A 23,557-nucleotide genomic window follows, 5' to 3' on the forward strand; every position below is an offset into this window, starting at 1 on the left:
ACCCCCTAAGCTGGATTGTTAAGTCCACTTAAGGGGTTCACTTCATTAATGGGGTTTTTTTCCTGTGAAATTCTTCTTCTGATGTTTTCTTTCACCATTTTTCTTTTGACGGACAGTTTTCATTTGCTGTCCAGCTTGACGTTTTTTTGCAGAAGTGTCCAGCTGAGTTTCTTTTTCCTTATTCGCATTCCCTAGGTTTTGTTTATTTATTCTAATATTTAGCTCTTTTTCAATTAAATCAAGAGTCGGTCGGTCCTTAGTAGAATAAAGGGTGATAGCTAGTCCTTTCGTCCCTGCCCTTCCGGTCCTGCCGATTCTATGAATATAACTCTCGGGATCCTGAGGAATATCGTAATTAAACACATGGGTTACACCTTCTACATCAAGTCCTCTTGCTGCTACATCGGTGGCAATTAGCAATTGTATTTCCGCATCCCGAAACCGTTTCATGACCTGCTCTCGTTTTGCTTGTGACAAATCACCATGCAACTCATCACAGGGAAATCCATGGCTTTTTAGAATTTCATAAAGCTTGGTAACTCTGCGTTTTGTCCGGCAAAAAATCACTGCTAAAAATGGCCGATGCGTTTCAATTAATTGAATAAGAGTTGCCTGCTTCGCACGGTCAATCGTATGAATGGCAATCTGTTTCACATTGTCAGCGGGGCCTTGAACTTTTTCGACTTGAATATATTCCGGGGTCCGCATGTATTTATTTGCAAGCTTTTTAACCTCAGGAGGAATCGTAGCTGAAAAAAGCATGGTCTGCCTGCTTGCGGGCGTTTCTTTAATGATCTCCTCAACCTCGCTGAGAAACCCAATATGAAGCATTTGATCTGCTTCATCCAGAACAAGATAAGATACATTCGCTAATTGGATTGTTTCCCTTCGAATATGATCGAGAAGTCTGCCCGGAGTTCCTACAACAATCTGTGGATGGTTCTTCAATTTCTTTAATTGTTTGTCAACATCTTGCCCGCCATAAACAGCTAGAACATTAATATCATCGAAATCATGAATCAATTTTTCAATTTCATCCGTAATTTGCAAAGCCAATTCCCTCGTTGGCGTCACAATAAGGGCTTGAATATGGCCGTCATTTCGATTTAATTTTTCAAGGATGGGCAGGATGAAGGCAAGCGTCTTGCCAGTACCTGTTTGGGCTTGGGCAATAGTATCCTTGTCCTTCATAATAATCGGAATCGCCCGGTATTGAATCGGTGTTGGGGTTGCGATCCCACACCCGCGTAATTTATCCACTACTGTGGTTGAAATCCCTAATGATAAAAATTCTGACAAAAAATCGCCTACTTTCTGTATTACCTTCCACTAATAATGATTGTTTTCCACAATAATTTCAATTATTCATTTGCGAAAAATTGAATTTACCAGGACAAAAGCAAAAGGCTGCTGAGATATCTCAGGCAGCCTGGTATTTCTTATAAAGGTTCTTTAAGATTATATTTTTTGAGAATGCTTTCTATTTTCAAACCAGTGCTTACGTCACCCTTTACCTTCACTTTTCCTGTCAGCAGGGCCATCGTACCGCTCATTTTACACAAAACAAATTTTTTGAAGGTATCATAGTTTAAAGACATCGTCACGTTAGGAGTAACTTGGACTCCTTCTTTAATTGTTAATGTACCCTCTTGAAAATAATGCTGATAGGTTGACGGTATCTGGTCATACACATCGTATTGAACAACTGCGTTAAAGCCTTGGATTGGACCTGGATTTTCATTAAAGATTTCCTCAATTCTTGCCATTAAATCCTTTAAAGAATACTCTTGAATCGCCTTTTCCATTAAGGGGGTCCTCCTTTAAATAAACCTTTATCTCCATGATACTAATTCGTATCATAAGGATAAAGTGACAATATTAAGAACTCTTTCAAATATCTAATAAAAAATTAGCTTTTTGAAATATTGGATTCATAAATATCAATGATATATTTAAACTATCTATTAATTCGGGTACCAATTATCGATTTTTACGAATGAAACATAGGAGGAACTCTCGTTGGATTTACACCAGTTATATGTGTTTACAAAGGTGGTTGAACATAAAAGCTTTTCGAAGGCCGCTGAAGATATTTTTCTAAGTCAATCTACTGTCAGTTCCCATATTCAGGCTTTGGAAAAAACATTGAATGTGCAGCTGTTTGATCGCGTTGGCCGTGAAAGTATTCTAACTCCCCATGGAGAGCGGCTTTATCAGTGGGCGCTTAAACTATTGCTCTTAAAAGACCAGGCTTTAATGGATTTAAAACAAGGAATGACTGAACTTCGAGGCATGATTCGGGTTGCCGCAAGCTCGGTGCCGGGGCAGTTCCTTCTTCCGAAAATGGTCAAGAGGTTTAGAGAAGATTACGAAAATGCCATGTTTCATATTAGCCAGTCCTCCTCAAAAAATGTCGTGGAAAAAGTACTAAACGGATCCGTCGAAGTTGGGGTCTTAGGAGAAAAGTATGAAAGCGATAAACTTCACTATATTCCGTTATTAAAGGAAAAGCTTGTTCTGATTTCAGCGAATGAACGAAATATAACAGAACCGGTTAAAATTCAAGAGATTTTGAAGTTTCCATTTATCATGAGGAACACTGATTCGGGCACAAATGCCATTCTTGAAAGGGTTCTAAAGAAACATAAAATATCAAAGGATAAATTGAATACTATCGCTTATACAGATTCCAGTCAAAGCTTAATACAGTTTGTCATACAAGACATTGGCATCTCGATTATTTCCGAAATAGCCGCACGAGAATATGCTTCTCAAAACAGACTTAAAATGTATGAAATTCCTGGATTTGATGAGGAAAGATACTTTTATCTCACCTATAACATCCATAAAACCCAATCCATCCTAGCCAAACTATTTATTGAAAAAGCCGCTGAATTGCTCTAAAAAAACTTTGACGGGGGTCATGCCCCCGCTGCTGTAAAGTGTAACGTCCGGCAGTTCCCCATCCCGATTCTTTAGTGAATTAAGGTTTAAGGATTACTTTGATGCAGTCCTCGGTTTTAGTATCAAATACTTCGTAACCGTGCTTGGCACGGAGTTCTCCTTTATATTTTGATAGCCATTTCCTTTAATTTCTTTTTATCGATTTTTCCCACATGGGTTTTCGGCAGTTCATTTACTTGAATAAATTTTTTAGGAATTTTATAACGGCCTAGTTTGGCTTCACAATATGTTTTTAGTTCGTCATCAGTTATGCTCCATTCCTTAAAAACTATAAAAGCCGCTACCACTTCGCCCCATTTTTCTTCAGGCAGGCCGATTACTGCAGCCTCTTCGATAGCTGGGTGTTCCGCAAGCCAATGCTCAATTTCCAATGGATAAATATTCTCGCCGCCAGTGATGATCATATCCTTCTTCCGGCCGACAATATAATAATAGCCCTGTTCATCTCTTTTGGCTAAATCCCCGGTTCGGATCCAGCCCTCCGTCATTGTTTCGTCCGTCGCTTGTTCATTATTCCAATAGAACGAAAAAGCATGCTTGCCCCTGATTAATAGTTCGCCTACTTCGTTTGCTGCTGCTTCCCTGCCATCTGTTTTTTCAAGGATGATTGAATTAAACATCATGGGTTTGCCGACTGAGCCTCGCTTTATCTGCGCTTCCTGCGGACTTATATAAAAATTATTCGGCCCTGCTTCTGTCAACCCATACCCCTCTTTAAAGGCCAGGCCCTTTGTTTGAAACGCCTCATAAATTTGCAAAGGACATGGCGCCGCCCCAGATAAGAAGATTTTCATAGAAGGAAAGTGGCTGCTTTTAAATTCTTCCGATTGGATTAACATATGATACATCGTTGGCACTAGGAGAATGATTGTGCAGTGGTAACGATTGATGGATTCTACTGCTTCCGCCGCATCAAAATGGTCCCCAATGACAACGGTCCCGCCCATCATAAGGATGGGAATGCTTAATGCATTCAGGCCGCCTGTATGAAACATGGGCATATAATTGACTGTGACATCTTGATCCGTCAGCCCCCAACTTAAAATGGAATTTATCCCATTCCAGAGGATGGATCGATGACTTAACACAACACCCTTCGGCTTCCCGGTTGTACCGCCTGTGTAAATCATCGCTAATGGGTCAGTTTCAGAAATTCCCTCTACTTTTTGGAGAAAATTAATTTCAGAATAATTAGAGCCTCCGACCATAAAAGCGTGTGGTTTTTCCTCAGGAAGCTGATCATATATTTGAATAAATTGTTCATGTACCCCGATCAGAATCGGTGTGCAGTCCTGCAATATTTCGTTTATTTCATGAACCGAAAGCCTCCAGTTCAGCGGTACAAAAATGGCGCCAATTTTTCCGCAGGCAAATAATAAATCAAAATAGCATATATGGTTTGGGGCCAAGAGAGCAACCCGATCGCCTTTTTTTACGCCCATGTTTTGCAGGTTTGCCGCAGTATTGCTCGCCCGTGCGTTCAATTCTTCGTAAGTCCAAGTCTCTTTTGTCTTATCATCGATTATGGCAGCTTTATTTGGCGATAATCTCGCTCTATTTTCCAGCCAATCCAGTTCCCACCTCACCAAAACTCGCTCCTTCACTACTAGATGGTGCTATTTTAGCTGGGAGTGGTTACAGAGGAGTTACAACAGAAGAGGAGTCTAGATTATAGGAAAGGGTTATCAACACTTTTCGGATTTTATCTACAATTCTTTAAAGATATCTACGAAATTAATTAGGATATCTACAATTTTAAAAAATTTATCTACAAATTTAAGGAACATATCTACAAAGTTCACAATGTAGACAATAATTCGAAGCGTCAAAAAAAAACGACCCCCTCAAAGGCCGTTTTCACTAACTTATTATACCTGCACTTCCCTCTCCAAAAACTTCGTCATTGCCTCCAACAATTGCGGCAGATCATCAACTAATGGGGAGTGTCCACAGTTTTTCAATTCAACATAGGTCGCCTTATCTCCCAAATCTGCTAAAAGCTCGTTCGTCATTTCTCTGGCAATGACCATATCCCTTTCACCATATAAGACCAGAACAGGAACATGAATGTCGTCGACCTTGCCATTTCCAGGGACAAGTCCATTATGAAAATGGCTGATATTAAAGGTATTGTTGCAGTGATGGACTTCAGCCAGATTGCGCTGCGTCCGCATGTCCTGAACATACTCATCATAAAGATCAGGTGCCGGCTGGTTGTGAGTGTAAATGACTGCGTTCCAAATTAATTTCAGTAAAGCGACATCATTGGTATCATAAGCGGCTTGCACAGGAATGGTGCGAACTAGGTCTCGCTTTATCTCTTCATGTAAGGTAAATCGGCGCGGCTCATCAGCATCATTCAATTTTCCGTCAAACGGATAACCCCTAGTAGATTCAGATGCTAATAAAATCAATTTATTGCAATAACCAGGATAATCAGCGGCGAATTGCATCCCCACTGCACCTCCGGTTGACCAGCCGACAAGAGCAAAGTCGTTCAAACCAATCGCGTCTACAAACAGTTTGACATCATCTGCAAAATCCTTAATTGATATAATTAGGTTGTTATAGGTAGACAGGCCGAATCCCCGTAAATCAACGGCATACAATTTATATTTTTCATCCATGTTTTCAAGAACGAGATCCCAGTGCTTGGATGATGTCATATTACCATGGACTAATAATACTTTAATTTCTCCGCCTTCCCTTTCCCGGTAAAAAAGCGTTTCTCCGTTTGAAAGCTCGACACTCTTCACTGATACGTTTACCATTCCTATCATCCCTTTCCCCATTTAATGGTTGTCGCTCCCCACGCATAGCCAATCCCGGCGCTGACAAAAACGACAAGATCGCCGTCCTTCACTTTCTCTTCCCGTAAAGCCAGCTCCAACGATAAGATTTGATCTATCTGCCCAATATGACCGTAATCCTCCAAATAAATTGCCTGCTCGTCGGACAAGCCCAGTTCTCTTAAAACATATTCATGAGCGGATTTTTTCATGTGAAGAATCGCTAAATACGCAATATCATCCACTGTATACCCACTCTTCCGAACCGATTCAAGAATGACTTTTAAAAAATTGCTCATTGATTTTTCCTCAAGGCGCTGTTTCATCCCCTCAGGGTCAAGTACATCGAGCATGTTCAAGCGTTTGGCAATCGCCTCGCTCGAGATTGGATGTTTAGTGCCGCCGGCAACGACGACGACGTCCTCGGAAAAAGAACCATCCGTAAGGATTTCCGTCTCAAGCAAAAGATTTTCCGAATAATCCTTTTGAAGAAGAATGGCCCCGCCGCCAGCGCTAAGATTATACATAAATCTTGTTCTAGGGTTCTCGTAATCTATGAAATCAACATTTCGGTAACCCCCGGCAAGAAGAACCGTGCGTATACCTGGGTCAGAGAGCATCATGCTTTTCGCTACCTTCAACGCCATCACGGTTGTGCCGCACCTTAAAGCCGCATCAAACGCCCAGGCATTAAAAGCGCCGATTGCTTCCTGCAGCTTGATTCCCGCCGTCCAGAGTGGATATTCCTTATGCTCCTCACCGATATAAATGACGAGGTCAATATCCAAAGGATTAAACGAGGCTTTCTCAAGCGCCTTTCTTGCAGCAAGGATGCCCATTTCACAGGTATGGTCATCGGGACCTGGAATATGCTTTTTCTTAATCCCCATTTTTTCTTCTACAACGGTCACCGGAATGCCTGCCTTTTCGGCGATTTCCCGACCAGTCATTGTTTTTTCCGGCAAGTATATCCCTGTACTGACTATACCTATTTGCAAAACGATCACCTACTCTATGAATCTTCCGCAATTTCCTTCATAAACGACATCGCCTCTTCAATCGTTTCAAATAAAGTTTCCCGGTCTTCCTGCACATGGGTCACTTTAATCCTCCAGTGCCGGGACCCGGTCTCCTTTTCGACTGCAGCCAATTGAAAGCGGACGACAAAGGAGGTAACTTGATTCGTATCCATTGCCGCCTCCTTCTAGCCCGCCAGCTTTTCTTTTTTCTTGACTGCCTGCTGCTTTTTCCGCTTCCAGGTTATGGTCCTTAACGTACCGACAATTCCTTTTGGGAAAAACATGACCACTAAAATATAAATAATGCCAAAAAAGATAATCCAGCGTTCGAAAATCCAATGCTCCTTCGCCAGCCCTGTCAGCCAGTCATGGGCGAATTCAATTAATCCGGCACCGATCATCGCACCATATAGCGTGCCGACACCGCCGATAATCGTCATTAACAACGCATCCAATGTGATGTCCATCGAAAAAACACTTGTATTGACAAACCGCAGTGACATCGCATAAAGTATACCCGCTATACCGGCTAATACCCCGGAAACGATGCTTGCGGCAATTTTATAGTGGAGGACATGAAAGCCAAGTGACTCGGTGCGCTGCTCATTCTCGCGGATCGCCTGAAGCACCCTTCCCAATGGTGAATTGGTAAACCGCTTTAACATCATAAAAACCGCCGCTATAATCAGTAGACAAATCAGATAGTAATCGGTCCGGTCAATAAATTGCTCTGGAACACGAAATGTGAAGCCATCATTCCCATGGGTCAGGCTCCGCCATTTTTCTGCCGCTACTAGAAACAATCCCGATAAAGACAACGTTAACATCGCATAAAAGTGGCTTTTTAAGCGGAGCGTCAAAAGCCCGACTAAAAAGCTGACCAGCGCCGTTAAAGCAAGTGTTGCCAAGAGTGCTAGCAGGAAATTCAGCATCGTCGGCTCAAATCGCTTCATAAAGATCCCGATCGAGTAGGCACCAATTCCAAAAAACATCGCGTGACCAAAAGAAACAATACCGGTAAAACCGAGGAGCAGGTCATAGCTCATTGCAAATACCGAAAAAATAAATATTTGCGTTAATAAAATCATCAGATTACGGGATTCATAGACAAATGGTAAGAGGAAGAGAAATGCTGCAACTATCCAAAATAATGTTGTCCCTTTATTGGTACGTAACCACTTCATATTCTCACCCGTTTGCCCCAAATAGCCCTTGCGGCCGAATAATCAATACAACTGCCATCAACAGCATATTAACAGCAAGTGACAAATCCGGAACATAGTACGCCATAAACGAACCGGACAGCCCCACCAGAATGGCCGCCAAAATGGAACCACTGAAATTGCCCATACCCCCGATGACTACCACGATAAAGGCTAAAATGGCAAACTCCATTCCCATCCCGGCATGGATGACTCCGGAATACGGCCCCAAAAGAACTCCGCCGAGAGCGGCCATCCCTGCACCAATCATAAATACAAACATAAATACCTTTTGAATATTGATACCTAATGCCTGGACCATTTCCTTATTCATTACGCCAGCTCGGACGACAAGGCCGATTTTCGTTTTTTTGAGCAAAAATTGCACGCACGTATAAATAAGCAGCCCAGCCAAAATAATAAATACCCGATATTTAATGATAATCACGCCGCCCAGTTCCCAGCTTCCCTTTAAATAATCCGGCGGCGTGGCGGTAATTTGATTTGGTCCCCAAATCACCTTCAGCATTTCCGAAAGCACAAGCATGAGACCAAGTGTAATTAAAATTTGTTGGACATGATTGCCGTAAACCGGTTTGATAATCCATTTTTCCGTGATGATGCCTAAAAGGAATCCGGTCAGGATAGCACCGGCAATCCCAATCAGAAAGCTCCCCGTTTTTCCATAAATCCATAAACCGCTGTAAGCTCCCCAGGCAAATAACCCGCCATGGGCAAAGTTCAATACATCCATTAACCCAAATATTAGCGTTAACCCGGCTGCCAGCAGGAAAATGAGCATCCCAGTCGCCAGCCCATTTAAAGCCAAATTGAAGAATAAATCCACAAAGGTCTTCCCCTTTCCTAGGCAATCCCTAAATATTTTCGTTTCTTTTCCTCGTTTTCTTTCAATTCCTGCATTGTTCCATGGCTTACTGTCTGACCGTCATCGATAATGTAATAACGGTCACCGATTGTACTCGCCATCATGAAATTTTGCTCGACCAAAACAATGGTTCTCTGCTCCTTCATTTGGGTAATCGATTCCATCACCTTTTCTACAACGATTGGAGCCAATCCCTTGCTCGGCTCATCAATTAATAGCAATTCATTCTCATTAATATAGGCTCTGGCAATGGCCAGCATTTGCTTCTGCCCGCCACTTAACAGCCCGCCCGGCTTTTTCCAAAACTTTTTCAAGTCGGGAAACAGCTCCAGGATCCAATCCATTCTCTTCAAGGTTTCTGTATTTTCCTTTTGCATTGCCACCTTCATATTTTCCTCAACGGTTAAGCCTGAAAAAATCCCTTGGTCTTCTGGGACGAAGCCAATCCCTTTATTGGCAATTGTATAGGGGGCAAGAGTATGAATGGACTCCCCTTTAAAGATCACACTTCCTTTGGAAGCAGGCGTAAACCCCATGATGGTCCGTAAAGTGGTTGTCTTACCTGCTCCATTTCGGCCAAGCAGAACGGTCACTTCTCCCCTTTTCACTTCCAACGAAACACCCTGAAGAATATGATATTGGCCAATATGTGTTTCTATGTCCTTTAGCTGCAGTAGTTCGCTCATTCGTAAAGCCCTCCTAAATAGGCCGACTGAACTGTCTCATTTTTCATGATTTCCTCCGGCGTCCCGTCAGCAAGAAGCCTGCCATTAAACAGAACCATGACCGAATCGGACAAATCTAAAATCATATCCATTTTGTGTTCTATAAGAATGATGGTACGATCCCCTTGCATCTTAATCCGCTTGATGACTTCCAAAATCACCGGAACCTCCTCCAAAGACATTCCTGCCGTCGGTTCATCCAGCAATAAAACCTCCGTTTCCAATGCCAGCAGCATAGCAATTTCCAGCTTCCGCTTTTCACCATGGGCAAGGTTAGCGGCAAGTGAGTCTCGTTTGTCATCGAGAAGCACAAGACTCAGCCATTCCATCGCCTTCTTCTCAAATTGGCGATATTTTTTATAATGAAAGAGCATTTGATAGCGGACTCCCGCCTGTGATTGGACAGCGAGCCGGACATTTTCCAAAACGGTTAAATTCGGAAATACATTTGTAATTTGAAAGGAACGGCCAATTCCTGCCCTGGTTCGTTTCGTCGGTGAAAAAGCAGTGATGTCTTTCCCTCGGTAATAAATTTTCCCTTTTGTCGGCGTAAGCTGCCCGCTTAATAGATTAAAAAAGGTCGTTTTGCCGGCGCCATTCGGCCCGATAATTGACTTAAAGTGTTTTTCAGGAACTGTTAATGTAACGGAATCAACCGCGGTATGGCCGCCAAAGGTTATCGATAAATCATTTGTTTCTATCAATGCTGCCAAACATGTCACCACCTTAGATTACAAATAGGAAGAGGGGGACCCTGTCAACCCATAATCCCCCCATTCACCTGTGAAGTTTATTTATTACGGATTGGCGGAGCGGTTTCCTCAGGAGTCAGCTCGCGCATTAATACTGGAACTGGATAATTCACGCCATCCTTTTTCTCAAGCTTAATCGCATATAATGACTGCAGTGCCTGGTGATCCTCAGGTCGGAAGGTCATTTTTCCTTTTGGTGTTTCAAAGCTCATTCCTTCCATCGCTTTAATCAATTTATCGGCGTCAGTATCGCCTTTTGTTTTCTTGACGGCTTCCACGATGGAGATTGCCGCACTCATACCTCCTGGTGTAAATAGGTCGGGAACCTCATTGTTAAATTTCTTTTTATGTTCAGCGACAAGCCAATCATTGATTTTATTTTTTGGGAGGTCATGATAATAAACAGTAAAGCCTTCCATGCCAACCAGCGGTTCCATTGTTGCTAAGGCCGCAATATCCGGCGCTCCGGTGGAGATTTTGATGCCTTTTTCCTGAACCTTCATATCGGCAATCTGTTTCCATGGAGAGTTAGCACCCGCCCAGACTACGAATAGGTAATCAGGTTTAGCATCAATGATTTTTTGAATATTAGAGGTAAAATCTGTTGCTGCCGGATCCGCATATTCTTCCTTTACAATATCAGCACCTAATTTCTTAGCCGCTTCTTTAAATGCCGCTACCCCGTCACGTCCAAATGAATAATCAGGAGCTAGGGTTGCAATTTTGACACCCTTTTTCGCGATGGCTGCTGCACCAGCTACTGCGTCCTGTGAAGAGTTCCGTGCTGTTCGGAAAATATAAGGGTTGAACTCGGACCCAGTAATCGTATCCGCGGCAGCTGGTTCAACCACCATAATCCTTTTATATTCCTCAGCCAGCGGAAGTACTGCTAATGTATCAGCCGAACTGGAAGATCCAACCAAGAAATCTACTTTATCTTCTTCTAATAGTTTCGTTGCTTTTTGTACGGCTACTTCCGGCTTCGTTTCGGTATCTTCCACATAGAATTCAATTTTTCTGCCATCCACTTCCATCTTTCCATCTGTAGCATATTGAAGTCCCAGCTCAAAGCCTCTTAATGTTTGTTTACCGTAGGACTCCAAGGCACCAGTTTTTGATGCTAGCACACCGATTTTAATTGGTGCTTTATTTTCTTCCTTCTTTCCACCGTTGTCCTTCGGCTCTGATGATGATTTGTCCGAGCTGCACGCACTGGCAAACAGCATCACAAACATAAGTAATCCTAAAAATGCCCATCTTTTTCTGCTTCTCTTCACATTTCTTCCCCCTTAAAATTTTTCAGGTCAATCATGGAAATGCTTTGACTTCATCATAGGAAATAGGAGTTACAAAGAAGTTACAAAAAAAACAGCCTTTTTATCAGGCTGTTAGATTGGCTGGATATAGCTGTCAGATTCCATAATCATGTCACGCATATGCCTTGTTGGCTCAAGCGGTGAAACACCAAGTTCCTTTTCGAGGACCTCTGTGCATTTTTGATACCATTTTAAGGCCTGCGGCCGGTTATTTTTACGATAGTAGCAGTACATGAGCAGCCGGTATGCTTCTTCCCAGGTACGGTCCCGTTCCAATATTTTTTCACACCAGAAAATGGCCCCATCATAATTTTCCTGACGAACATAAGTTTGAGCCATTTTTTCCGCTCCTCTTAGGAAATAAACGAGCATCCTCTCCCTTTTGCTGATACACCAATCATCGTAGCGGCGGTCAGGCAAATACTCCCCCTGATAGAGCTTTAATCCCTTTTCCAAGAAAAGCTTCCCTTTCTCAGGTTCTGCTTCCTGAAGCCCTTTTTGAATTAACTCCTGAAAAAGGACTGTATCCAATTCGATTACCGCCAGTGGATTTAATCCATAGAAGCTTCCTTCCCTTATCACAAAAAAAGGGGCAGCTCTTGCCTTCCGTGTGGGTTCAAGGACATTCTGCAGGCTGTTTAAGGCCACCTTGAAGTCCCGGTCTGCACTTTTTCGCTCTTGATTTGGCCAAAGAATTGCAATAATCTCTTCTTTTGAAATTAATTCACCGGTGGTCATCAATAATTGAAATAGTTCCTTTGCCTTTTCTCTCTGCCATTCCTTTTCACCGACTTCTTTATCCGCCAGCCAAATCCTGAATTGTCCAAGGGTTTGGACCCTGATGGAATAGCCGGGGTGGGATTCCAAGGCAGCAATTCCCATATCCTGCAGAATTTTGGCTGCATATCCTGTTTGTCCGTCTTCTTTTAAACAATCTATTAACATAGGAATGAACACCTGCAAATCTCTTGGACCAAAGACAGATCGCTTATGAAAAATAAATTCATATTCGTGTGTTTGGACAACATTTAAGAACTCAGCAAACGCTGTCCTGAAATGTTCCCGATTTTTCTCGATGTGAAAACAATAGGCCAGCCAGAATTTGCTGAGCATTTGACCATAAGAGTCCTCACATTGTACAAACATGATATTCGTTTGTTCCAAGTAATCCAGGGCCTTTGAGAATCGTTCATTATGAATGCAAGTGATCCCCATGCCAAGTGTAATCATGGCCGAAAGCCAAAGGTCATTCACTCTTTCCGTCTCCTGCAAAGCACGTTTACCGGCCGTCATCGCCCGTTCGAATTCCCCTCTGGCACCATATAAAATGCAAAGTCCCATTAATGGCTCTGCCTTACCACGGTCAACATGCAATTTATCCATCAATTCTAGTGCTGTCTGATAGCAGTTCTCCGCTAACGAAGTATCATATTTATTCAAAATTTGAACAGCGTGCCCCATCCTAATCCACCCGCAGGCCTCCACAAAGGGAGCCTTCAAGCTGATTCCCTGCTGGATGCCTGCCTGGGCAAGCTCTTTTGCTATATTCCCTTCTCCTGTAAAAGCCTCGATAATGGAAAGCAATAAGTCAATTTCACGGTGTGCCTGCGGCAGGGAAGAAAATTGAACATTCTCCACTTCAGCTTTTTTCATATATAGAAATTTCTTTGCTTCATCAAACCGTCCTGTTCGTAGATACAATCTTGCCTCGAGGCTTCCGTCAAGCTTGGAAATAGTCGATTCCTTGGCTTTTTTTAGCCAAACCTCCGCTTTTTTTGCTTTCCCGGAGTTAAGCAAATTCTCGGATAATAATTCATAGAGTCTGCCGCTCTCCTCCACAGGGCTATTGCTTTTTTCGCGGTGGGCAATCGCTTCATATAAAAGCTGTTCTGCACGTTGAGGCTGAATCGTGTCCAAGTAAATCTTTGCTTTTCCCTCTAAAGCTCTGCTCATTCCGAGGAAATCATTTCTCCTCCGGGCGCCTTCGTAAGCCTCATGATAACATTCTTCGGCGTCGAGATATTGGGAACGGTATCGGTATACCTCCGCTTTTAATAGCCAAAGAAGATAGTAGGTATCGAACTCATCCTCAGGAATTTTTCTTAATAAATCCGCTAAGCTTTCCAATTTACCGCTTTCTAGCATGTGAAAGCCATTTTCCTGTAATATGGAAGCAATCGCTTTAAGCTGTTTTATTTTTTTGTAATGATAAAGTGCCTTTTCCCAAAGCTCCCTTTTTTCATAAAAACGGGCACATCGTTCATGCAGGAAGATAAAGTTTTCCGGATGATTCTTTTCAAAATGATTTTCTAAGAAATCCTTAAATAATGCGTGGTAACGATAATGCCTTGAGTCAACTTTTTGGATGAACAGGTTTCGGTCTTTTAACTGTTCCAACATACTTGAAGCCGCTTGAATACCGATGACCTCGTCACATAATTCCTCTTCAATCTCCTCAAAAATAGATGTTTGTTCAAGAAATCGCTGAATGATGGGCGGTTGCTTTGAAAACACTTCCAAAACAAGATACTGAAAAAAGTCATGAAGGGACAGGGAAGATTGCTCAAATAAAGCGGAAATGTCCTGTTTCAAGGGAATTTGCTGGGCAATCATACATGTGGCAATAATCCATCCTTCTGTTACTTGATAAATGGCTAGTAAATGATGATGCTCCACCTCCAGCCCATATAAGTCCAACAAGAGCAATTCCATTTCCTCGATGGTCAGAATTAAGTCCTCTTTGGTAATTTCCAGCAATTGTCCGCACACTTTCATTTTTGTAAGAGGCTTCCAAACCGGACGGCTTCGGCTAGAGATCACAATATGCAAATTGATGGGGATATGCTCGAGGAGATTTTCCATGAAACTATTAATTGTATAGGACTGTTCAATTTGGTGAAAATCATCCAAAATCAAGATAATTTCGGAACTGATTTCAAGGATTTCGTTAATAAACAAAGAACAAAGGAAACCTATTTCTTCATTGCGGGTATAACGATCTGTGGTTTCCACAAAGGTTAACAACTCTCTGCCAAACTCGGGGGCAGCTTTTCGAATGGAATGGATAATATGAGACAGAAACGGAAGGATATCATCATCCATAGAAGAGATGGAATACCAGCAGCCATTAATATTTTCGTCCTTCATGAACAAGGCAAGTGCGGTGCTTTTTCCAAAGCCAGCCCCGGAATGAATAATAGTTAAGGGATGTTCTGGTATTTTTTTCAGCTTCCTCGTAAGATTTGCTCTTCTTAGAAACTCATCTTTCACCGCAGGAACCCGCAGCTTCGTTTGAATAATTGGAAGCTTCATACTTGAAGGCCTCCCCCCTAAAAATTTTCCCAATTTTTACACTATTTTACCATACTGGGAGATAGTAGGACGAGTTGCTGAAAGATTTTTTTCTATTATAAAACTTAGGTTGCGGGAAGAAACTAAACTATCTATATTTATAAAGGAGGATAGAAAATGCCTGATACATGCTTTTATTGCACAAACCAATTTGAGGAAAAACATCTTCATCAAGTTTCGTTTGATTCAGCCAATCAAGAAAGGCATGAAACGCTATGTGATGAATGCTATGAAGAATGGCTCCATGGAATAAAGGGTTAATCTGTCCCCTAATCTACAACAGCATACACACCTTATTAAAAGGAAGTGTATGCTGCTCATTGGAGTGTTAAAGCTTGTCTATAAAGAAAAAACTTCCGCTCTTATTTTGTCTGCTTGTATTTATCATTTTAGTTACGAATAATGCCTTTCATTATTTTCGGTCAAAAAATCAGCTCATTAACAATAACAACCGAGAGATTTCTATGATCACAAAGGAAATTTCCTATCATGTCAAAAACACAACCAAGGGCTCCTTATATGTTGAGGATATTCTTGGCAGGGATTTACGAATCGCCTCCCTGGCCATCAAGGATCAGCTTCCGCCACGCTGGGAAGATGTCTCTAATGAGCAGCTCAAACAAATAGCCAAGGATGTCGGTGTCTCACATATTACTTTATTGGCAAAAACAGACGATGACATTATTGGCGTGAAATCTTCCGACCCGCAAGAAATTAACATGGCCACCAAGGGATGGGGCTATTGGTATGATGCCTATATGCAGCTTTTTGCGTTAAAGCCTGTTACAGTTGGAAAGGGGTTAACACTGCCAAATTATTGGTCGGGACCAATCGAAGTTGCCTCCTCCAATCCGGATCACATTGACAAATGGGGCTATTATTTTGATGGGACAACGAATTATATCATTAACCCTTATTTCCGGGACAGCGAAGCAATAGAATACGAAGACCTTTTTGGTCCTAGAAAATTTATTAAAGATTATACAAAGCAAAAAGGCGTTTTGGAGATAACGGTTTTTAATCCGAAGAATTTCGGAAAAAAGGATGAATATGTCCATTTAAATGGAAACAGCTATATGCGCATTTCTGCCCGACCATGGTGGTACGGTGACTATAAAAAGTACGTAAACTATAAGAAGGATACTCCTTTAATCCAAAATGCGATGAAAACGGGGAAAACACAATCCTACAAGGCCCAATTGAACGGAAAAAGCGTAATGAAAACTTTTGTCCCCGCTTCCGCCAATGGCACAGCATTTGTCATAGGCCTTGTCTATGATTATGGCCTTATTGAAAATGAACTGGCACATGAACTGAAAGTTCATATTCTGCTTTCCATCATCATTATGATTATCGTATTAATTATCAGCTTTATTTTTTCAAACTCTATTACTAGGCCGATTGGTTATATTGTCGATCGGGTCAATGAAATCGCCAAAGGCAATTTTGGAAAAAACCTTCATTTGAATCGCAAGGATGAGCTGGGCATGCTGGCGGAAAACGTCAATGCATTGTCTATGGACCTGCACAACTATGTTACGGACCTCCAGCAGAGCAGAGAGTTTATCGAATACCAAGCGAACCATGACCCGTTAACAGGACTGCTTAACAGAAGATATTTTCAAGAAAAACTCCCTTCGATTGTAAATAGGGCGAATCAAAATGGAGAAACCTTATCGGTTATTTTCATGGATATGGACCGTTTTAAGGAAGTTAATGACTCCTTTGGGCATTCCAATGGGGACGAAATCCTCAAAATGACTGCCAGCCGAATAAAGGATAGCCTCGCCAATAATGAAAATCATTTCATCATCAGGCAGGGCGGCGATGAATTTATTATTTTATTGTTCAATTATAATTTACAAGATACAAAGAGTGCTGCAGAGAGCATTATTTCCAACCTAAAAGCCCCTTATTTTCTCAATGAAACAGAAATTTATATGGGGGCCAGCTGCGGTGTCAGCATCTACCCTGAACACACGGATAATATCGAAAGCCTCATCATCTATGCAGACACGGCCATGTATACGGCGAAGAAAATGGGTGGAAACAAAGTTGTTGTTTTTTCAGAACAGTTAAGAAAGGCGAATATTAAAAGACCGCAACTTGAGGCACGCTTAAGAAAAGCTATTGAAAATGAATTATTAGAAGTCTATTACCAGCCAAAAATGAATGTAAAAGAAGGTACCATCTTTGGTGTTGAAGCATTGCTGAGATGGACGGATGATGAATTGGGTGTTGTTTCGCCGGAAATCTTTATCCCGATTGCCGAAGAAACAGAATTAATTCAACCAATCTGGGAATTTGTGATGAAAACAGCCTGCAGTCAGGTAAGCATCTGGAACAGGAATCGGCCTATTCCGTTATCAGTAGGTGTAAATTTCTCTGCCCGGCAGTTCCAGGAACCGCGCAAGATGGTTACGATGATTGAGGGAATTCTTGCCAATAGTGAATTGCGTCCTGATTGTTTTGAAATTGAGATTACAGAAAGCATTCTTTTGAATAATTCACGAGAAATTGTTCAATCACTTCGCACACTTAAAAGTTTAGGAATCTCCATTTCTATTGATGATTTTGGGACAGGTTATTCGTCTTTAAGCTACCTAAAAGATTTACCTATCGATTGTTTAAAAATCGATAAATCCTTTATTCAAAATATCGAAGAAGATTATGAGAACTCCGAAATTCCTGAAGCGATTATTAATCTAGGCCGAAGCCTGAAGCTTAAAGTAATTGCAGAAGGAGTCGAAAAGGAATATCAGAAGGAATTTTTACTTTCTAGAGATTGTTGTTTGATGCAGGGCTATTTATTTAGTAGACCTTTAAATAAAAGCGATTTTGAGGAATATTTGAGAAAGCAAAAAGAGGCTGAATGATTCAGCCTCTTTTTGCTTTTGTTTTAAATTAATTCCGTTTCGCTGTTTCACAGACTCTGCTGCCGGAGGAATCAATTTGCAAGAGCTTTACGGTCATTTCCGGGAAAGCCTTTTGAATATCTTCAACCAGCTGCCTGCCATTGCCCTTTTCAACAAAGCAAAGGACAGTTGGGCCTGCGCCGCTTAATGCTGTTCCGAATGCCCCATTCTCTTTAGCGAATTGTTCAACGTCTTGATAAAAAGGAATCAGCGGTCTCCGATAAGGCTGATGAAACCGATCTCGTTCCATCATTTTTCCGGCCATTTCCCAATTTTCACTTAACATGGATGCCACCAATACGTTTGCTGCCGAAGAAGCCTCGATCGCTTCTTTCATCGAAAAACTGTTTGGCAATACCCCGCGTGAATCCTTAGTTAATAAGATTTCTTTCGGGATAACCGCAGCCATTTCAAAGGAAAGATTGGTAAAGCTCAGCATCTCCACTTCGTTTTGCCGATAACTTCCGATGACAAGGCCCCCATAAAGGGATGCCCCAACATTGTCCGGATGGCCCTCTATATCAGTTGACAAAAGAAGCTTTTCCTCCTTTGTCAGGTTTAAGCCACCCACGATATCAGCAAGTTCAATCCCTGCAATGATAGCAGAAGCACTTGAACCGAGTCCGCGTGCCAAGGGAATCTCACTTTCCATTTTTACACGGCAGGGAGTTAGCTCTTTTCCATATTTCTTAGCTGTCTCAAGGGCAATTTGTGCGATAAAATGGGTTTCATCAGTTGGAAGCTGGTTTAATTCAGGGTTAGGAGAAAAGAATTCCCAATGGTCACTTTTCTCCACCTCTAAAGTCAAATACAGATCTACTGCCAGCCCCATGGAATCAAATCCCGGACCAAGATTGGCAGTGCTTGCCGGAACCTTGATCATCCATTGATTATTCAGCGGCATGCCCGACAACCCCTCGAATATGCTCTGCCACAGCCTTTTCATCGTTTGGCAATACAACAGGTTTCACCAAGCTGCTCTGAATAGCTGTGTCCGGATCCTTCAAGCCATTTCCTGTAAGAACTGCAACAATTTTGGTACCTTTGGCGATTTTCCCATTTTGTAATGATTTATAAACACCAGCGATAGAAGCGCAGGATGCCGGCTCTGCAAAAACACCTTCAGTGGAAGCTAATTTTTTATAAGCCGCGACGATTTCATCATCGGTAACCTCATCAAACTGACCGTTAGATTCTTTTACTGCATTAACCGCCAAATCCCAGCTAGCCGGGTTGCCAATCCGAATCGCTGTTGCGATTGTTTCCGGATTTTCAAACACGCGGTTATGTACAAGAGCGGCGGCCCCTTCAGCTTCATAACCGAACATTCTTGGCAGACCAGTTTCCTTTTTGCTGTTATATTCTTTAAAACCTTTCCAATAAGCGCTGATGTTACCGGCGTTTCCAACCGGGATCGCTAAAATTTCAGGTGCTGAACCAAGCTGGTCACAAACCTCAAAGGCAGCTGTTTTTTGCCCTTCCAGACGGAATGGGTTAACTGAGTTAACCAATGTGATTGGCTCTACTTCGCTGATATCTCGCACCATTTTAAGAGCTTGGTCAAAATTTCCCTCAATGGAGATGATTTCGGCCCCATACATCATCGCCTGAGCAAGTTTGCCCATGGCAATTTTCCCTTCCGGAATCACAACGATACAGTTGATACCCGCCCGGGCTGCATAGGCTGCAGCAGCAGCCGAAGTGTTTCCGGTAGAGGCGCAGATGACAGTTTTGCTGCCTTCCTCAACTGCTTTGGCAACCGCCATGACCATGCCTCTGTCCTTAAAGGAACCCGTTGGATTGGCTCCTTCTACTTTCACATAAAGCTCTACTCCCCATTCCTTGGAAAGATTCTGCAAGTGAATTAGAGGGGTATTTCCTTCATTTAGCGTTAGCTTTGGTGTCTCATTATTTACTGGTAAAAATTCTTTATATGCTTCAATTAATCCTGGCCATCTCATATCGTTTTCCTCACCACTCTATATGCACTTTTTATTTCTTTTACAGCTTGCAGGTCATTTAACTCCTGTAGAATTCCATCGTAGCTTGTTAAAGAAGCTTTGTGGGTTACTAGGACTATTTCTGATGTTTCATGTTTCTTAATTGGCAGCTGAAGAATTTTTTCAAAGCTCACCCCATACTTGGCAAAAATCGTCGTTATATCGGCAAAAACACCAACTTCATCCCGGACGTGGATACGCAGAAAGTACTTCGAATATTTTTCGTTATCATCCTTTAATTGCTTTGGATATTGCGGGGTCACGGCACTTTTCCCGTTCACACCAAGCCGCAAATTTTTCACCACACCGACAAGGTCAGAAACAATGGAGGTTGCGGTTGGCAAACTGCCTGCTCCAGGCCCGTAAAACATCGTTTCACCCACAGCTTCACCATAAACATAAACAGCATTGTATTCATTTTGAACGGAGGCAAGCGGATGATTGTCAGACAAGAAGGTAGGTGCGACACTGACCTCGACCTTTTCTCCTTCGCGGTGGGCATAACCAATCAGCTTCATCGTATAGCCAAGCTGTTTCCCATAGCGTATATCATCTTCCGTTACGCCCGAAATGCCCTTCACCTTTACATCCTCTAAATCAATATGCATGGAGAAGCCCAATGTAGCAAGGATGGTCATTTTACGGGCTGCATCCAATCCTTCGACGTCAGATGTCGGGTCAGCTTCCGCAAAACCGAGAGCCTGGGCCTCTTTCAGCACCTCATCATAGGAGCGGCCTTCATTGCTCATTTTCGTTAAAATATAGTTTGTCGTTCCATTGACAATCCCCATCATTTGCGTAACTCGATCAGAAGCAAGACCATCCACCAAACTTCTAAGAATCGGGATACCGCCAGCCACGCTCGCCTCATAAAACAAATCACAGCCATACTCCGATGCCACCGTTAACAGTTCGGAGCCATGAAGCGCCATTAAATCCTTATTGGCAGTCACAACATGCTTGCCTTGACGGAGGGCCGTAATCAAATAGTCTTTTGTGGCGTCAATGCCGCCCATAACCTCGATGACAACATCAATTTCTTCATCCAATAAGATGTCATCAGCATTATTCGTTAATAAGCCTGCTTCTATTTCAACAGGTCTCGTTTTAATTAAATTTTGAACCAGAATTTTTTTAATCGTTACTGGACAGCCCACCTGGTGCATTAATTTATCTTGATGATTTTTAATAATTTGGACAACACCTGAGCCAACGGTACCCAACCCCAGTAATCCAATCGAAATTGCTTTCACCCATTTCCCCTCCGTTCCTATGTCCTTCTGGTGTGAACAATTGTATTTCTATTGTAGACATTATAAGTGTCTGTTCGTTTTTTTACAATAGATTTATTTCTGACTTTTCCCACTGTAATCGCTTACTATCCTATCATAGCAAGGTTCTTCATTTTGAGTAAAAATTTTCAGAGAAGACTGGCAAATTTTTTTGATTTTACCCCCTTTACAAGGCCGAAAGCGGGATGTAGAATAATCCCTATATTCAGTTAAATTTTGAAATTTCACTCAATTGGGTGTATTCTATTAATGAAATAGTGATGATGAAGACGGCAATAGGAAATAGCTTCAGAGAGCCGGTGGACGCTGCGAACCGGTGCTAATTCTATAATGCCCAGCCCTTCTGAACTGGCTGCTGAAATTGTTAGTAGGCTAGCCCGGGTATTACCCGTTATTTGCTTTGAGGCCGCACTGTGTTGCGGCAAAAGAGGGTGGCACCACGTTAACTTACGTCCCTCATAACACGACCACTGTGTCTGTTATGAGGGGCGTTTTTTATTTTTCAATGAAATAACGTAAGCTATTAAAATTTTTATAAAAAAACAAACTGGAGGTTTTAAAAATGTACAAAGTGCTTGTAACTGACGGAATCAGCCAGACAGGTTTAAAATGCTTAGTCGACCATGCCAATTTCATTGTGGAAAGACAGCCAACACTGCCTACAGATGAATTAAAAAAGATTATCGGTGATTACGACGCCCTTATTGTGAGAAGCCAAACAAAGGTAACAGGAGAGCTTCTTGAGGCAGCAGGCCGCCTGCGTGTCATTGCTAGAGCAGGTGTCGGTGTGGATAACATTGATGTCAACGCTGCTACCAAGAAAGGGATCATCGTCATTAACGCACCTGGTGCCAACACGATTGCTGCAACTGAGCACACATTGGCGATGATGCTGGCGATGGCAAGAAAAATTCCGCAGGCCCACCAAAAGACCTCCTGCGGTGAATGGGACCGCAACTCTTTTAAAGGAGTGGAGCTGTACAAAAAGACACTTGGTGTTGTCGGTATGGGCAAGATCGGTACTGAAGTGGCCAAACGGGCAAAAGGCTTCGGCATGAATATTTTGGGCTTTGACCCATATTTGACGGAAGACCGGGCGAAAAAGCTTGGCATTACAAAAGCAAGCCTTGATTTAATTGCGGCAGAGGCCGATTTTATTACCATCCATACACCGCTGACTAATGATACTCGCGGAATTATTAATGATGAATTTTTAAGCAAAACGAAAAAAGGCGTTCGCTTTGTGAACTGTGCCCGCGGCGGTATCATTGACGAAAAAGCATTGGTCCGGGCCATTCAGTCTGGCCATGTTGCCGGTGCTGCCCTTGACGTATTTGAAAAAGAACCGGTTGCCGACCCGGAGCTATTGCAGAATCCGAATATTATCGTGACTCCGCATCTTGGCGCTTCTACCGTTGAAGCACAAGAGAAAGTAGCAGAAGAAGTCAGCGCGGAAATCGTTGAGATTTTTGAAAACCAATCGATCCAAAATGCGGTAAATATGCCGCAAATGTCAGGCGAAACGCAAGCCAAGCTCCAGCCTTATTTAGTACTTGGCGACCAAGTGGGCGAGCTTGTCATTCAATTATTGAAAAACTCTGCACCTACAAAAATAGAAATCAATTATTATGGTGATCTAATCGATGAGGATACAGAATTATTGACACGGACAATGCTTAGAGGTGTTTTATCCTATCATTTAAGCGATTCTGTCAATCTCATCAACGTGCTTCATTTATTGAAGGAGCAGGGCGTTTCCTATAATGTACAGAAAAATGCTACGAATAAAGGCTTTGCCAACTATTTGGAGCTTTCAGTTTCGCAAGGCGATGAAACTGCTCGGATTGGGGCCACTGTGTTAAACGGCTACGGTGCCCGGATTGTAAAGATTAATCAATACCGGATTGACGTGAAGCCTGAGAAATATCTATTATATATTAAACACCAGGACGTACCGGGTATGATTGGAAAGGTAGGTTCTTTACTTGGAGACTATCAAATCAATATCGGTACGATGCAAGTGGGCCGTACAGAAGTTGGCGGCGAGGCCATCATGGTGTTGACGCTTGATAAGACGCTCGGTACAGAAGTCAGCCGTGAACTTGTCCAAATTCCTGGTTTAGACGAAGCGCAATTTTTGGAGCTATCAAATGTCGATACGTTTGATGCAGGCCGCATTGAGCAGCAGGCTGTGGAGAGTGTGTGATTTTTAGCTGTTTATTAAGGGCTGCTCCCTTTTTGCAAGGGGCAGCCTTTTTTTAAGTTTAGGTGACGGATCCGTGCTAAATTTTTCGATCCGCCAATAGGACCTTCAGATTCGCCAATAGAAATCGATAATTCGCCAAT

Annotated in this window: 19 protein-coding genes and 1 other annotated feature; of the genes, 4 read left to right on the plus strand and 15 right to left on the minus strand. The window is 42.4% G+C overall.

All coding sequences use genetic code 11. The annotated features are described in order from the left end of the window. Positions 1-45 precede the first annotated feature (45 nt). The gene (locus QNN06_RS25830) at positions 46-1,299 is read right to left on the minus strand and encodes a DEAD/DEAH box helicase (RefSeq protein ID WP_213117944.1); all 1,254 of its coding nucleotides are present in this window, start codon (positions 1,297-1,299) and stop codon (positions 46-48) included. Between the two features lie 140 nt (positions 1,300-1,439). Then, entirely contained in the window at positions 1,440-1,805 is a 366-nt protein-coding gene (locus QNN06_RS25835; protein ID WP_249366614.1) for an SCP2 sterol-binding domain-containing protein, read from the minus strand. A gap of 214 nt (positions 1,806-2,019) precedes the next feature. On the opposite strand from QNN06_RS25835, the gene QNN06_RS25840 reads away from it, so the two are divergent. Beyond that, positions 2,020-2,904 carry a selenium metabolism-associated LysR family transcriptional regulator gene (locus QNN06_RS25840; RefSeq protein ID WP_217032012.1) on the plus strand — a complete coding sequence of 295 codons (885 nt, stop codon included), beginning with the start codon at positions 2,020-2,022 and terminating at the stop codon, positions 2,902-2,904. Between the two features lie 161 nt (positions 2,905-3,065). Here QNN06_RS25840 and QNN06_RS25845 read toward each other — a convergent pair whose 3' ends face one another. From QNN06_RS25845 to QNN06_RS25890, 10 genes are all read right to left on the minus strand, one after another. Beyond that, entirely contained in the window at positions 3,066-4,550 is a 1,485-nt protein-coding gene (locus QNN06_RS25845) for a class I adenylate-forming enzyme family protein (RefSeq protein ID WP_284036214.1), read from the minus strand. Between the two features lie 282 nt (positions 4,551-4,832). Then, positions 4,833-5,735, minus strand: coding sequence for an intracellular short-chain-length polyhydroxyalkanoate depolymerase (gene phaZ / locus QNN06_RS25850; RefSeq protein WP_217032014.1), 903 nt, complete (start codon positions 5,733-5,735; stop codon positions 4,833-4,835). Positions 5,736-5,740: 5 nt separating this feature from the next. After that, positions 5,741-6,751, minus strand: coding sequence for a 3-oxoacyl-ACP synthase (locus tag QNN06_RS25855; protein WP_213117940.1), 1,011 nt, complete (start codon positions 6,749-6,751; stop codon positions 5,741-5,743). Between the two features lie 14 nt (positions 6,752-6,765). After that, positions 6,766-6,945: a hypothetical protein gene (locus QNN06_RS25860; protein WP_213117939.1), complete on the minus strand. Its 180-nt coding sequence runs from the start codon at positions 6,943-6,945 to the stop codon at positions 6,766-6,768. Positions 6,946-6,957: 12 nt separating this feature from the next. Next, complete coding sequence (locus tag QNN06_RS25865; RefSeq protein ID WP_213117938.1) at positions 6,958-7,956, minus strand: branched-chain amino acid ABC transporter permease; 999 nt, start codon at positions 7,954-7,956, stop codon at positions 6,958-6,960. A gap of 4 nt (positions 7,957-7,960) precedes the next feature. Beyond that, positions 7,961-8,821 (minus strand): branched-chain amino acid ABC transporter permease, encoded by an 861-nt coding sequence (locus tag QNN06_RS25870; protein WP_284036215.1) that lies wholly within the window; start codon positions 8,819-8,821, stop codon positions 7,961-7,963. 17 nt (positions 8,822-8,838) lie between these two features. After that, positions 8,839-9,546: an ABC transporter ATP-binding protein gene (locus QNN06_RS25875; RefSeq protein WP_213117936.1), complete on the minus strand. Its 708-nt coding sequence runs from the start codon at positions 9,544-9,546 to the stop codon at positions 8,839-8,841. Next, positions 9,543-10,298, minus strand: a complete 756-nt coding sequence (locus QNN06_RS25880; protein ID WP_213117935.1) for an ABC transporter ATP-binding protein — start codon at positions 10,296-10,298, stop codon at positions 9,543-9,545. Before QNN06_RS25880 ends, QNN06_RS25875 begins: the two co-directional genes overlap by 4 nt. Before the next feature lie 77 nt (positions 10,299-10,375). Beyond that, on the minus strand, positions 10,376-11,572 hold the full coding sequence (locus tag QNN06_RS25885) for a substrate-binding domain-containing protein (RefSeq protein ID WP_213118009.1): 1,197 nt from the start codon (positions 11,570-11,572) through the stop codon (positions 10,376-10,378). Between the two features lie 153 nt (positions 11,573-11,725). Next, positions 11,726-14,965, minus strand: a complete 3,240-nt coding sequence (locus QNN06_RS25890) for a winged helix-turn-helix domain-containing protein (protein WP_213117934.1) — start codon at positions 14,963-14,965, stop codon at positions 11,726-11,728. Between the two features lie 156 nt (positions 14,966-15,121). Between QNN06_RS25890 and QNN06_RS25895 the strand changes: the two genes are divergently transcribed. Continuing rightward, the gene (locus QNN06_RS25895) at positions 15,122-15,265 is read left to right on the plus strand and encodes a hypothetical protein (protein ID WP_213117933.1); all 144 of its coding nucleotides are present in this window, start codon (positions 15,122-15,124) and stop codon (positions 15,263-15,265) included. Between the two features lie 74 nt (positions 15,266-15,339). Beyond that, the gene (locus QNN06_RS25900) at positions 15,340-17,880 is read left to right on the plus strand and encodes a bifunctional diguanylate cyclase/phosphodiesterase (RefSeq protein ID WP_284036217.1); all 2,541 of its coding nucleotides are present in this window, start codon (positions 15,340-15,342) and stop codon (positions 17,878-17,880) included. Positions 17,881-17,908: 28 nt separating this feature from the next. Here the strand turns inward: QNN06_RS25900 and thrB are convergent, their stop codons facing one another. From thrB to QNN06_RS25915, 3 genes are read right to left on the minus strand one after another with little or no spacing between them, the layout of a single operon-like run. Then, positions 17,909-18,823, minus strand: a complete 915-nt coding sequence (thrB, locus tag QNN06_RS25905; protein WP_213117931.1) for a homoserine kinase — start codon at positions 18,821-18,823, stop codon at positions 17,909-17,911. Continuing rightward, a complete protein-coding gene (thrC, locus tag QNN06_RS25910) occupies positions 18,810-19,880 on the minus strand; it encodes a threonine synthase (protein ID WP_284036218.1) in 1,071 nt (356 codons plus the stop codon). Before thrC ends, thrB begins: the two co-directional genes overlap by 14 nt. Further along, positions 19,877-21,172 (minus strand): homoserine dehydrogenase, encoded by a 1,296-nt coding sequence (locus QNN06_RS25915; RefSeq protein ID WP_284036219.1) that lies wholly within the window; start codon positions 21,170-21,172, stop codon positions 19,877-19,879. Before QNN06_RS25915 ends, thrC begins: the two co-directional genes overlap by 4 nt. A 290-nt stretch (positions 21,173-21,462) precedes the next feature. Further along, positions 21,463-21,671, plus strand: a binding site (T-box leader). A 102-nt stretch (positions 21,672-21,773) separates the two neighbouring features. On the opposite strand from QNN06_RS25915, the gene serA reads away from it, so the two are divergent. Further along, a complete protein-coding gene (gene serA / locus QNN06_RS25920) occupies positions 21,774-23,417 on the plus strand; it encodes a phosphoglycerate dehydrogenase (RefSeq protein WP_284036220.1) in 1,644 nt (547 codons plus the stop codon). The last annotated feature ends 140 nt before the right edge of the window (positions 23,418-23,557 follow it).

Source organism: Neobacillus sp. 114, from assembly GCF_030127045.1.
GTDB lineage: Bacteria > Bacillota > Bacilli > Bacillales > Cytobacillaceae > Neobacillus > Neobacillus rhizophilus.

Bases quoted from the DNA above. Each gene is read 5' to 3' on its own strand.
- QNN06_RS25835 (WP_249366614.1), bottom strand. From the start codon at position 1,805: ATGGAAAAGGCGATTCAAGAGTATTCTTTAAAGGATTTAATGGCAAGA.
- phaZ (WP_217032014.1), bottom strand. From the start codon at position 5,735: ATGGTAAACGTATCAGTGAAGAGTGTCGAGCTTTCAAACGGAGAAACG.
- QNN06_RS25860 (WP_213117939.1), bottom strand. From the start codon at position 6,945: ATGGATACGAATCAAGTTACCTCCTTTGTCGTCCGCTTTCAATTGGCT.
- QNN06_RS25865 (WP_213117938.1), bottom strand. From the start codon at position 7,956: ATGAAGTGGTTACGTACCAATAAAGGGACAACATTATTTTGGATAGTT.
- QNN06_RS25875 (WP_213117936.1), bottom strand. From the start codon at position 9,546: ATGAGCGAACTACTGCAGCTAAAGGACATAGAAACACATATTGGCCAA.
- QNN06_RS25885 (WP_213118009.1), bottom strand. From the start codon at position 11,572: ATGTTTGTGATGCTGTTTGCCAGTGCGTGCAGCTCGGACAAATCATCA.
- QNN06_RS25890 (WP_213117934.1), bottom strand. From the start codon at position 14,965: ATGAAGCTTCCAATTATTCAAACGAAGCTGCGGGTTCCTGCGGTGAAA.
- QNN06_RS25895 (WP_213117933.1), top strand. From the start codon at position 15,122: ATGCCTGATACATGCTTTTATTGCACAAACCAATTTGAGGAAAAACAT.
- thrB (WP_213117931.1), bottom strand. From the start codon at position 18,823: ATGCCGCTGAATAATCAATGGATGATCAAGGTTCCGGCAAGCACTGCC.
- thrC (WP_284036218.1), bottom strand. From the start codon at position 19,880: ATGAGATGGCCAGGATTAATTGAAGCATATAAAGAATTTTTACCAGTA.
- serA (WP_284036220.1), top strand. From the start codon at position 21,774: ATGTACAAAGTGCTTGTAACTGACGGAATCAGCCAGACAGGTTTAAAA.